Raw genomic sequence first — 12,208 nt, 5'->3', positions numbered from 1 at the left:
AGAGACGGCGCCGCCGCGCGAGGCAGGCGGGCCGTGATCCACCGCTTCAGCGCCAGTTGACAGCCAGGGACTGCATCAGCGTGTCCGGCACGCGCGCCGCCGGCGGGGCAGCCGCCGCCGCGCCGGGGTCCGGGTACTGCGCCATTGCCTCGACCAGCTTTTCGATGCCGGCCGGGTCTATGGCCTGGTTGGCGGCATGGATGGCTTCCACCCGGTGATCGGCGTCGCGATACCAGTCGTGCACGGTAAGTGCATCGTCGGTGCCAAGAATGCGGATCTCCAGGTCGTTGCCCTGGCGCGCAAACCACAGCTGGTCCGCCCCCGCGTTGATACGGATGGTGTCATGGCCGCCGCCCGATTCGTAGATCGTGTCATGTCCGTACCCGGCCCCGAACAGATAGGTATCATCGCCCTGCCCGCCGAACAGATCGTCGTTGCCCGCATCGCCGCTGAGCAGGTCCGAGCCCTCGTCGCCCAGCAGCACATCGTCGCCGGCGCCGCCGGACAACACGTCGTTGCCCGCCAGGCCATTGAGGACGTTGGCGCCTGCGTCGCCGATCAGCACGTCATCACGCACGCTGCCCACGGCGTTCTCGATATGGCGCAACACGTTGCTGGTTTCGGGTTCGTCCATCAGGCTGGCGAACCCCTTGCCCAGGCTCAGGAATACGCCCTTTGCGCCGGCGTCGAGGCCCCGGCCCGGGCCGCTGAAATCCACGGTATCGTTGCCGTCACCACCGTCGAGCAGATTGCCGGCATTGGCGGCATCCTGGAAGAACCAGTCGTCACCGGCTTCGCCGTACAAGCGGTCGCGTCCGGCGTCGCCCGACAGCTGGTCATCGCCCTCGCCGCCCAGCAGCACATCGTCGCCCTCGCCGCCCGCAAGCACGTCGGCACCACCCGCGCCGCGCAGTACGTTGGCCTGCGCATCGCCCGTGATGCGGTCGGCCAGTTCCGTGCCCACCACATTTTCGATGCCGGAAACCGTATCGTAGGCGCTGCTGCCGGCCTCGCCCAGCTTGTCGACGCGGCCGGCGCCCAGGTCCGCCAGAATACCCAGCCCGATGCGACCCGTGGCAACGCCGGCATGCGCGCCCGCCTGGCTGTAATCCACGGTATCCACCCCAGCCCCGCCGCGCAGCACGTCATGCTCGCGCGCCGGCGTCTGGCCGAACCAATCGTTGCCCGCGCCGCCTTCAAGGGTATCGTCGCCCAGCCCTCCGTAGAGGGTGTCGTTGCCGGCGTCTCCATACAGCATGTCGTTGCCGTCGCCGCCGAACAGCAGATCATCGCCGTCGCCGCCGCGCACGGTATCGTCGCCGCCCTGGCCCATCAGGGTATTGGCTTGCGCGTCGCCGATGAGCACATCCTTCATGCTCGTGCCGATGACGTTTTCGACACTGCGGACACTGTCGTAGTAGCCCATGCCGCGCCGGGCCGCCTTGCGCACCCACCCTTCGGACAGGTCCGCCTCGATCCCGAAGCCGTATTCATGCGGCGCAACGATCTTGCCTGCATGGATCATGGCGGAATAGTCGACGGTGTCCAGCCCCGCGCCGCCGTCGATGTCATCGCTGACGGTCTCGTCGTCCTGCAGGAAGATGTCGTTGCCGTCCTCGCCATACAGCGTGTCCAGGCCCAGGCCGCCGCGCAGGATATCGTCGCCGCCCCGGCCGTGTATCGTGTCGTTGCCATCGTCGCCCCAGAGCTCGTTGTCCCGGTCGTCGCCGGCGATGCTGTCGTTCAGGCTGGAGCCGTGCAGATTCTCGATATTCTTGACATGGTCGACGCTGAACAGGTTCAGGGCCGGCCACTTCTCGACCGTGCCCTTTTGAAGATCGGCATGGATGCCCGTGTCGCCCATGCGTTCGAGGCGTTCCTCGGAAGGCTGGTGCACGTTGTACTTCACGGTATCGACGCCCGCGCCGCCATCGAGCTGGTTGCTCCATACCCCCAGGTCCTGCAGGAATACGTCGTCGCCAGCGCCGCCGACGACCGTGTTGTGGCCCTCGCCGCCGACCAGTGTGTCGTTGCCGGCGCCGCCATCCAGCCTGTCGTCGCCCGCCCCGCCGGCCAGGAAGTTGTCGTGCGCATTGCCGGTGATCGAATCGTTGCCGGCCCCGCCGATGATGTGCTGCACATGCTCGAGCGTGTCGACCTCCACCAGTTGCCCGACACGGGCCAGCTCGACATGGCGGTATTGGACATTCTCCGTGCGCTTGCCGTAGGCGGTTTTCTGGGTAGCCACGCCTTCGCGATACACGTTGGCGTTGTTCAACTGCTTGCGCACGTTGAAACGTTCCCCGTCGGCGGACACGGTAATGGAATCCTGTCGGCCCAGGGCGGCATAGCTGACCGTGTTGGTTCCCGCGCCGCCGTCGTAATGGATGCGCGAAGCATTGGCAAGCACGACATCATCGCCATCTCCGCCGATCACCTCCAGTTTGATGCTGTGCTTGAGCACGCCATTGGCGTCGACCAGTTGCGACACCACCTTGGCCAGATCGATGGTGGTGTCGGCCGCGCCGTCCCGGATGCGCCAGCGGTCCTGCTTGCCCACGATCTCGACGAATGTGGTGAATTCGCTCTTGCCCGTCTTCGTGCGCCGGCGCTGCTCTTCTCCTGGCGCGGCCAGCGGCGTGATGAACGTCAGCGCCGGCCGCTCGCCCTTGCGGCTGGCGATATCGATGCCGCCGGCGGCGACGTCGAGTACCACCGGCTGGCCGGCCACCCGCTCGCCCTGGATGAAGCGGTCCACGAACACGTCGGCGGATTTCAGGTTGTCCGCGTTGCCGGTAATGGCGGCCAGTTCGAGCGCCGACTTGGAAATCTCTGTCGTCTGCACCCCGATCACGCTGCTGGCGTTCCACCCGGCCTGCAGGTCAGCCAGCATTTTCCGTAGGCCGTCCGAATTGGCCAGTTGTTCGTGACGCGCCTGCAGGTTTTTCTCGAAGTACGCTTGCGGCCCGCCCAGCTCGTCGATCTTGCGAGCGTAATCATTGGCCAGCTTTTCGATGATGGGCTGCTGCACGCCGCGCAGGATGCCGTTGAGAGCCCCGGTCAACAAGGAAGTGACCACCGCCACCGGGGCGCCTACCACGCTGGCCGCCGCGGCGATCGACACCGCCGCCCCCACCGTGCTCAGGACGGCGGAGACGCCGGCGACGGCGCCCTCGGCGGCCGTCTTGTCGCGATACAGCTGGGCCAGCAAGGCGTCGCCCTCGTAACCGTATGCGCTCGATTCCTGCGCCAGCTTGTCCAGCTGATCCGCATAGTGCGATTGCTGCACCAGGCCGTAGATCTCCATGGGACTGAGCGCCGCGGCCAATGCGCCGGCAGCCGCCCCGGCCGACGCCCCCGCCACCTGCAAGCCGCTGGTCACGCCGCGCGCCGCGGCCAGCGCCAACGCGATGGAAGAAGCCAGCTCGACCGTTCCACCTGTCAACTGCAGCGCGATCTCGGCGCCGACGGCGGCCTTCTGTCCGGCCGGCGCGTCATCGGTCAACGACATCCCGGCGCCAACGGCCGCGGCGATGCCGCCTCCCAGCGCCATCGCGCCGCCAGCCACGCCGAAACCGCCGGCCCAGCGCGAAGACCCGCGGAAAAAACCGCTCACGGTTTCGGCCACGGCGCTGCTGGCCTCGCCCAAGCCGAACACGGCCGCCGACAACGAGGCCGCTTCCTGCGGCGTGTTGGTGGAACCGGCCCGGCCGAATTGCGTCATCAGGGCAATGGCATGAACCAGCCGCTGCGCCGCCGCCACCGCCTGGGCGCCCTGCAGCGCCCGCTGCCCCCAGTGCGCCGACGCACCGCTCACGCCCGGCTCGGCATCGTCCTGCCGCGCCCCGGCGTGCAAGACTTGCCGGGTCATTTCCAGTTCCGCCGCTTCCACGGCGGCCATGTCGGACACCTCGCCCAACGAGAACGATCGCGATCCCACCCCATCAAGGCTGTCATAGCCGGAATCCTGGCGTTCCACTGCGCCCAGCGACGGCCGCCGCAATCCGGGTGACGCCGGCACCGTTTCCAGTACATCCGGCGAGGACTTCGAACGTCCGCCCGGCACGCCGGGCGCGGCTCCCAGCCCATCGTCGAACAGGCTTTTCCCCGCCACGCCGTATGCACGGTTCTCGTAGAAGACATAGCCCTCGCCGCGCTGCTGGCCAATGTATTCCTTCAGTTGCCCGCGCGTGAGCATCTGGCTTTCACCGGTGGCCGATACGACGAAAATCTTCTCATCTGCCTCCGGGAAAGGATTGTTCTGCTCAGTGCCATGCTGGACCACGTCCTGCGCGCCGACGGCGTGCGCCCGCCTGTTCAGCGCATTGCGCACTTCCAGCTCGAAATCGGTGATCACGCCGATATTCATGTCGCCGTCGTAGCGGAACTGGCGACGCGCCTCGGTGCCCACTGCGGAACGGGCGCCGGCGCGAGCGATTTTCCACAACAAGTCGATGCGTTCGCGATCCAGGCCGCCCGTGGCCTCGCTGGCGGCCCGCCGCGTGCGCGCCAGGTAATCGGTCACCGAATCGCCGCTGGTCACCGAACTGCGCGCCGAGTCGCGGAAGTTGGACAGATGCGGCATGATGGCGAACATGTCGATATCCGCCGTCAGTGGAATACCGGCGGCATTGCCGATCACCTTGACCGCCTCGAAATCGTCGCCGCCCTTGCGGCGATACTGCACGGCATAGCGCCCGTCCGAGGTTTCCTTCACGCGAAACTCGAACTGCTCGTAGCCTGCGTGGTTGCTCGCGACCACGCCATCGGCCATGCCGGTGACCAGGCCCGCTTGCCGCAGATAGTCAAGCCGCTCTTTCGACAGCGTCAGGTCGACCGCGGTATGGCCATGCGCCAGGCTGCTGTTGACGTCGTTGTCGGCCCGCGCGATCACCTCGGGCGCACGGCCGAACAGTTTGGAAAGATTCGGGTTGACGGGAATGTAGCCCGCCTGCAACCCCCAATCGGACGACTTGGCGTGCACGCCCAATCCTTTGGTGGCCACCCCTTCGGCAATCAGGCTGGTGGAATGGGGGTTGACCAGGCGGAACATCAATGTGGCGTTTTTTTCCTTCGCCACGGCCTTGATGCCATCGAGTACGGCTGCGGGGATGCCAGACTCCCGGTCGGCGGCGTTTGCGTAACCAGCCTGATGCGATTGCTGCATGTGGATCTGTCGATAAGTAGTCGATTGAACGGATTCGCACCGACGCAACCGGTGTGTAGCGCTCAGAACCTCATCCTTCTGCAAGAACCAAACATCCAGCACGTCGTATGACGATGGGCGAAATTATTCCAACATTCGCAATGAAAAATGCACAAATTCCCACCAATCCGGAAAATTTGGATCCACCCTACTCGGACAGGAAAATCATCCTAAATACAAAGCGCATATTTCTTTCTAATGAAAAGAAGAACAAGGCTTCAAGGGAGATAAATAAGCGAGCAAGCGCCAACGCGATCGCGACAACAACATTGCACATGTTCGACAAAAGCAGGCGCCGCGACCGAGGCATCGCCCGAAATACGGACATATCCTGGAAACATGTAAGAAAAGCCATTCCGTCGCAACCATGATGCGCCGGCGGCTTGCCACGCGCGCACCCAACAAGGAATATGCCCCCCGCTCCACCATGCACCGATGTCATGCTTCCGTCCGCCCAAGCGCCCTCCCTCCTCAATCCCACCGACGACTTCGCGGCACTGGGCAATATTGCCTGGCTGTGGATGAACTCTCCCATGCACCGCGACTGGCCGGTGCATCTGCTCGCACGCAACACGCTCGCGCCGATTCAGCTGGGCCAATACATTCTGCTGCGATGCAATGACGTGCCGGTTGCATACTGCAGCTGGGCCCTCATGGACGCCGACACCGAACTCTCCTATGTCATGGCGCCCTCGTCGCTGGGCGGGAATGCCTGGAACTGCGGCGACCGACTGTGGATCATCGACTGGATCGCGCCATTCTCGCGCGACGACAATCGTGCGCTGCGCCGCGCGCTGGCCGAACGGCACCCCGACAGCGTGGGCCGTTCGCTGCGCGTTCGGCGCGGCGGCGACACCGCGCGCGTCAAGGAGTACCGAGGCCGCGCGCTGGACGCGGCCGCCGCTCGCGCGCAGCTGGACCGCTACCATGCCGAACTGATCGCAGGACTGCGCGCGAGCAACGGCGGATACGCGCCGCGAGGCCGGGGCACCGCCTGATCGCGCGACGCGCCCTCAGTCCAGCTGACCCTGGCAGACGTACTTGATCTGCATGTACTCGGCCAGGCCATGGCGCGATCCTTCGCGGCCGTAACCCGAGTCCTTGACGCCGCCGAACGGGGCCGCCTCGGCGGCCAGCGCGCCCTCGTTGACGCCGACGATGCCGGTCTCCAGCGCGTCGGCCAGGCGCCAGATGCGCCGCACGTCGGTCGAGTAGAAGTAGGCGGCCAGGCCGAACGCGGTCGCATTGGCCGCCGCCACCACGTCGGCCTCGCTGGCGAAGACCGTGATCGGCGCGACCGGCCCGAAGGTTTCCTCGCGAAAACACGCCATGGTCTCGTCCACCCCCGTCAGCACGGTCGGCGCGTAATAGTGGTCGCCGGCGCAACGGGCCGAGTGGATGCGCTTGCCGCCCACTGCCAGGCGAGCGCCGCGCTCCAAGGCGTCGGCGACGTGATGCTCGATCTTCTCGACGGCGCGCGCGTTGATCATCGGCCCGATCTGCGAAGCCGGGTCGCTGGCCGGCCCGACGACCAGCCCCTCCACCCGCGCCGCCAGCTTGCGGACGAACGCGTCGTGCACGCCGGCCTGCACGAAGATGCGGTTGGGACAGACGCAGGTCTGGCCCCCATTGCGGAACTTGGACACCATCAGGCCCTCGACCGCGGCGTCCAGGTCGGCGTCGTCGAACACAATGAAAGGCGCATTGCCGCCCAGCTCCAGCGAGACCCGCTTCAAGGTGTCGGCGCTGCGCCTGGCCAGATGCTTGCCCACGGGGGTGGAGCCGGTAAAGGTGATCTTGCGCACGCGCGGGTCGTCCAGCCAGGCGTCGGCGACTTCGGCGGCGCGGCCCCGCGAGGCGGTCACGATGTTGAGCACGCCGGGCGGCACCCCCGCCTGCTGCGCCAGGGCCGTCAGCGCCAGCGACGTCAGCGGCGTGTCCTCGGCCGGCTTGCACACGACCGTGCACCCGGCCGCCAGGGCCGGGGCGATCTTGCGGGCGATCATGGCCGCCGGGAAGTTCCACGGCGTGATCGCCGCCACCACGCCGACCGGCTCGCGCAGCGCGAACATGCGCCGCCCTTGCGCCGGGCTGGGGATGAGGTCGCCGTCGGCGCGCGTGGCCTCTTCGGCGAACCACTCGACATAACTGGCCGCATAGCTCACCTCGCCGCGAGCCTCGGCCAGCGGCTTGCCCTGCTCCGAGGAAATCAGACGGGCCAGGTCTTCGGCGTTCTCGTGCAACAGGGCATTCCAGCGCTTGATGATCTGCGCGCGGACTTTGGCGGGGGTCCGGCGCCAGTCCGCGAAGGCCTGGTGCGCCGCCGTGACGGCCGCGCCCGCATCGCGCGCGCCGCTGTCGGGCACATGCGCGATCACCTTGCCGGTGGCGGGATCCGCAACCGCGAAGCGCGCGCCCAGCGCCGCTTCGCGCCATTCCGATCCAATCAGGTTGCGGCCAGGCAGCAGCGCGGCGTTGCCGACGGATAAGGACATGAGGTCTTCCTTTGCAATGTGGAGACGGCGCCGCGGACCGCGGCGCCGGTTTGCCTAGAGCTTGATGCCCGATGCCTGCACGAAACGCTTCCAGCGCTCGACTTCGCCGGTCATGAACGTTCTGGTCTGCGCCACCGACATGGCCGGCATCAGCGGCGTGCCCTGGCTCTCGAACTGCCTGACCAGCTCCTGGTTCTCGCGGGCCGACTCGAACGCCTTGCCGAGCCGGTCCACGATGCCCTGCGGCGTACCCGCCGGCGCCCACAATCCATTCCAGGTCACGACGGCGAAGTCCTTCTTGAAGATCTCGCTGAGGGTCGGGATGTCCGGCGCCACCGACAGGCGCTGTCCGTTGGTGGTGGCGATGGCGCGCAAGCGTCCGGACTGCACCAGCGGACCGACGACCGACCAGGGATCGACGGCGTAGGTCAGGCGCTTGCCGATGACATCGGCCATGACGCCCTGGGACCCCTGGCGGTACGGCACGTGTAGCACGTCGGGATATCCCAGCTCCATGGCGATCAGCTTGCAGATGATGTGGCTGGAGGTCCCCACGCCGTTGGAGCCGTAGCTGACCGCCTGCTGCCCGGCCTTCATGTGCGCGGCGAGGTCGGCCATCGTATGGATGTCGCTGTCGCCGGCCACCACCACGAACACCGGCACGCTGATCGTGACGGCGATGGGCGCGAAGTCGCGTATCGGGTTATACGAGAGATCGGGATAGACGAACGGCGCGATCGCATAGGGCGTGGCGGCGCTGTAGAGCAGCGAGTAGCCGTCGGGCGCCGAACGCGCGATGACCGCCGCGCCCACGTTGCCGCCCGCCCCCGCGCGGTTCTCCACCACCACGGACGCGCCCTTGATCGCCTTGGTGGTGACCTCGGCATACGCGCGGGCCGCGATGTCGGTGCTGCTGCCGGCGGAAAACGGCACCAGGAACTTGATCGGCCGGTCCGGATAGCCGGCCTCGCCGGCCGGCGCCGCCGATGCCAGGCGTGCGGCGCCCAATGCCGCCGGCAGCGCGGCCATCGCGCCCAGGAAGGCTCTTCGGTTGTATCGCATATTGGTATTCCCCTTGCAGAAGTGATGACTGCCCAAGACCGCCGGTACGTGCCGGCCGTTCAATACAGAATGCTGGGTTGCAGGCGCCGCCCGTCGACCAGGCGCGCGTACGAGAACGCGTCCAGCGACAGGTCGGAGCGCCCCCGCGCGATCCATTGCGCAAGGCAGCGGCCGGCTCCCAGGGAGGAGCTGAACCCATGGCCGCTGAAACCGGTACACAAATACAGGCCCGGCATCCGGGCCACGTCGGAAATGACGGGGATGCCGTCTGGCGTGTTGTCGATGACGCCGCCCCAGGCCTGGTCGATCAGGTCGGGCCCCATGCCGGGAAACACGGCCCCCGCGTCCTCGTAGGCGCTGCGCACCAGGGCCATGTCCGGCCCGGGATCCAGCACCCGATGGCGGGCATAGGGAGGCCTGTCGAGGTGGAAGTAGCGAAACTCGTCCCAGCACTGCGCGAAGAACTGCCTGCCGATCGACAATCTGACGTTGGCCTTGCGGGCGCGGTAGAGCGAGCGGAATTTCATGCCGTAGCGCAACAGGTCGGGCACGACGTGCATGGTGCCCCGGCCGCTCTTGGCCAGCGTCAGCCCGCCATCCTCGCGGTGGCGGAACGAGAAATGCGTCGCTCTTGCCGGCGCCGCCCCGCCGGTGTCGAACTGCCTGCTGCGCGAGGCCGAGGAATGCACCTGCAGGATCGGCAAGGGCAGCTTGTGCTTGCGGCAGAACAGCGACGACCAGACGCCGCCGGCCACCACCACCTGGCTGGCGCGCACCAGGCCGCGCTCGGTCTGCACACCGGCCACGCGGCCGCCCTCGACCAGCAGTTCATTGACCGCGCATTGCTGGATGACCTGCGCACCGTTGTCCATGGCGTGGCGCGCCAGCAGCGGAATCGCGCGCGCCGGTTCCGCATAGCCATCGCGCTCGGTACGGATGCCGCCTATCCAGGGCGTCTTGCCCCAGGCGTGGGTGGCGTTGGCCTCGCGCGCCGACAGCATCCGGGCCGGCACGCCGCGCGCGGCGGCGGCCTGCTGCCAGCGCTCCCAGGTCCGCAGCTCGGACGGATCGTCGGTCACGAACACCACGCCGGTCTCGCGAAAGCCCGCATCCACGCCGGTATCGGCCTGCACGCTGCGCCACAGGTCGACGCTCAGCCTGGCCAGCTCCAGCTCGCGGATATCGCGCCCCAGCGTGCGGCACCACCCCCAATTGCGGCTGCTCTGCTCGGCGGCCACCCAGCCCTTCTCGATGACCGCGACCCGCACGCCGAGCCGCGTCAGTTCGTGCGCGGTCGCGACCCCGGCCGCGCCCGCGCCGATGATGGCCACATCCACCTCGGCTGGCGGCGTGTGGGGCGTGTCGATGCGCAGCAATGCCTGTTTCAGTTGTTGCATGACGGTATGTATCGGTAGCGTTGCGATCGGCGCCTCAGGCGCTGGCGGCCTGCAACTGCGGATAGGCCTTGAGCAGTTGCGCGAAAATCTCGTCGACGATTTCCGGCCGTGTGTCCGCAACGTTGCCGCCCAGGCGCTGCTCCAGCGCATCGAAGATCTTGATCTTCAGGAAGTGGCGCCAGATCGGCGCCACGCCGGCAAGGTGATGGGTCATGCGTTCGTAGCGGGCCAGCGTCCAGACCGCCTCGAAGGCGTCGCGGCCGGCGCCGTGGTCATAGTGCGCGACGGCCGGATCGCGCCCAGCCAGTTCGGCGCGCAACCGCGCCGTGGCATCCCGGCTGACCTCGCCGCCCTCGATGACCACGCCATACTGCCCGCGGGCGTTCTCGACCGACACGTAGCCGCAGCGCACGTCGTGCAGCACCCTGGCCGGATCGCGCTCCCAGGGCGAGCCGTAGCCCCCGCCGCCGCAGCCCTCCAGACGGATCACATCGCCCGGCTGGCAGTGGATGAAATCGTGCACGCCCAGGTCCTCCTCGTGCGCGGTGCCGGGGTTGCGCAGGAAGCGCGACACGGTGCCGGCCTTGCCGCCCAGCACGCCCCAGGACGCGAAACGGGACCGGTCGCGGTTGCGCGCGGTGACCGCCGAATTGGGCGTGTACACCTGGAACTCCATGCATGTGCCCAGGCCGCCGCGGTAGCGTCCCGGGCCGCCGCTGTCGGGCACCATGCCGTAGCGGGTGATGCGTATGGGAACTTCGGTTTCGTTGATCTCGACCGGCGTATTGCGCAGGAACGCCACGATGGCCCCGGACGCGTCGGCGCCGTCGCTGTACGGATCGCCGCCCGCGCCGCCGCCCACCGGCCCGATGGCGGCGATGATGGTCTTGCCGTCGCGGTCGGTCGTCTTCACGTTGACGATGCTCATCCCGCGGGCGGGCGAGGCGGGCAGGCGGTCCGGCACCACTTGCGAGAACACCCCCATGGTGGCGTACTGCACCACCTTGCAGGTCAGGCTGCGCATGCCCACCGCCGCCGGCGCCAGCGGATTGACCACCGAGCCCTCCGGCAGGATGCAGCGCGCCACGCGCAGCATGCCGGCATTGAGCAGGATCTCCGGGTTGAGCGAATACAGCACGTAGTTCAGGCCGACCAGGGCCAGCACGTGGCGCTCCTTGCCGCCGGTGGGCATGTTCAGCGACGAGGTCAGCTGCGGATCGCTGCCGGTGAAGTCGAACTCCAGCTCGTCGCCGCGGATGCGCAGGGTGATCGCCACGCGCAGCGGCTTGCCGTTGAGCGAATCCTCGTCGGCGTACTCGGCGAAGAAATATTCGCCGTCAGGCATGGCGCGCACAATGGCGCGCGCCTGCTGCTCCGAATAATCGAGCATCGCCGCCATGCCTTCCTTGAAAGCCTGCAGTCCGAAGCGCTCGATGATCTCGACGATGCGGCGCTCGCCGGTCATGAGCATGGCCGTCTGCGCCTGCAGGTCGCCCCGGTTCTGCTCGGGCGAACGCACGTTGAGCTCCATCAGGCGCATCAGTTCCTCGTTGAGCACGCCGCGGCGCACGATCTTGGTGGGCGGGAAGCGTATCCCTTCCTGGTGCACCTCGGTCAGGGTGCGCGACAGGGACGCCGGCACCGCTCCGCCCATGTCGGTGTTGTGGATATGGCCGCCCACGAAGCACACCATCTCGCCCTGGTAATACACCGGCTTCCACATCATGATGTCGGGCGTATGCGTGGCCACATAGCCGCTGTACGCGTCGTTGGTCATGCAGATGTCGCCCGGCTCGTAGCCGTCGATCATGTCGATGGCGCCGCTGAAATCCAGGCCCGGGTACCAGGTCGCGCCCAGCGTCTTGGGCGAGGCGAACGTCTGTCCCCGCGGCGTCATGATGGTGCAGGAGAAGTCCTCGGTTTCCTTCACGAACGCGGAGTGCGCGGTGCGCATGAGCGTATGCGCCATGCTTTCCGCGGCGGCCACGCAGTAGTTCGCGAAGATCTGGAGTACGGTTTTGTCGAAGTTCATGTGATGCCCTGTCCAG

At 67.3% G+C, this 12,208-nt stretch carries 7 protein-coding genes; 2 read left to right on the top strand and 5 right to left on the bottom strand.

The window, feature by feature from the left end; translation table 11 throughout:
• Window positions 1-46 precede the first annotated feature (46 nt).
• Window positions 47-5,167: a bifunctional adenylate cyclase toxin/hemolysin CyaA gene (gene cyaA, locus LK409_RS22015; RefSeq protein WP_110101956.1), complete on the bottom strand. Its 5,121-nt coding sequence runs from the start codon at window positions 5,165-5,167 to the stop codon at window positions 47-49.
• A 107-nt stretch (window positions 5,168-5,274) separates the two neighbouring features.
• Here cyaA and LK409_RS22010 point away from each other — a divergent pair, with 107 nt between their 5' ends.
• Together LK409_RS22010 and cyaC are read left to right on the top strand one after the other, a co-directional pair.
• Complete coding sequence (locus LK409_RS22010; RefSeq protein ID WP_153566166.1) at window positions 5,275-5,577, top strand: hypothetical protein; 303 nt, start codon at window positions 5,275-5,277, stop codon at window positions 5,575-5,577.
• A 69-nt stretch (window positions 5,578-5,646) separates the two neighbouring features.
• Window positions 5,647-6,204: a cyclolysin-activating lysine-acyltransferase gene (gene cyaC, locus LK409_RS22005; RefSeq protein ID WP_010929994.1), complete on the top strand. Its 558-nt coding sequence runs from the start codon at window positions 5,647-5,649 to the stop codon at window positions 6,202-6,204.
• 15 nt (window positions 6,205-6,219) lie between these two features.
• Here cyaC and LK409_RS22000 read toward each other — a convergent pair whose 3' ends face one another.
• Genes LK409_RS22000 through LK409_RS21985 form a run of 4 tightly spaced genes read right to left on the bottom strand, consistent with a single transcriptional unit; the run spans window position 6,220 to window position 12,192 of the window.
• Window positions 6,220-7,701 (bottom strand): NAD-dependent succinate-semialdehyde dehydrogenase, encoded by a 1,482-nt coding sequence (locus LK409_RS22000; protein WP_003807481.1) that lies wholly within the window; start codon window positions 7,699-7,701, stop codon window positions 6,220-6,222.
• A gap of 54 nt (window positions 7,702-7,755) precedes the next feature.
• Window positions 7,756-8,763, bottom strand: a complete 1,008-nt coding sequence (locus LK409_RS21995; protein WP_226376460.1) for a Bug family tripartite tricarboxylate transporter substrate binding protein — start codon at window positions 8,761-8,763, stop codon at window positions 7,756-7,758.
• A 59-nt stretch (window positions 8,764-8,822) separates the two neighbouring features.
• The gene (locus LK409_RS21990) at window positions 8,823-10,160 is read right to left on the bottom strand and encodes an NAD(P)/FAD-dependent oxidoreductase (protein ID WP_003807475.1); all 1,338 of its coding nucleotides are present in this window, start codon (window positions 10,158-10,160) and stop codon (window positions 8,823-8,825) included.
• Between the two features lie 34 nt (window positions 10,161-10,194).
• Window positions 10,195-12,192 carry a hydantoinase B/oxoprolinase family protein gene (locus tag LK409_RS21985; protein ID WP_010927402.1) on the bottom strand — a complete coding sequence of 666 codons (1,998 nt, stop codon included), beginning with the start codon at window positions 12,190-12,192 and terminating at the stop codon, window positions 10,195-10,197.
• Window positions 12,193-12,208: the final 16 nt, after the last annotated feature.

The sequence above is a fragment of the Bordetella parapertussis genome (assembly GCF_020735925.1).
In the GTDB taxonomy this organism is placed as follows: Bacteria; Pseudomonadota; Gammaproteobacteria; order Burkholderiales; family Burkholderiaceae_B; genus Bordetella; species Bordetella pertussis.
This window is presented reverse-complemented; position numbering and strand designations above follow the sequence as displayed.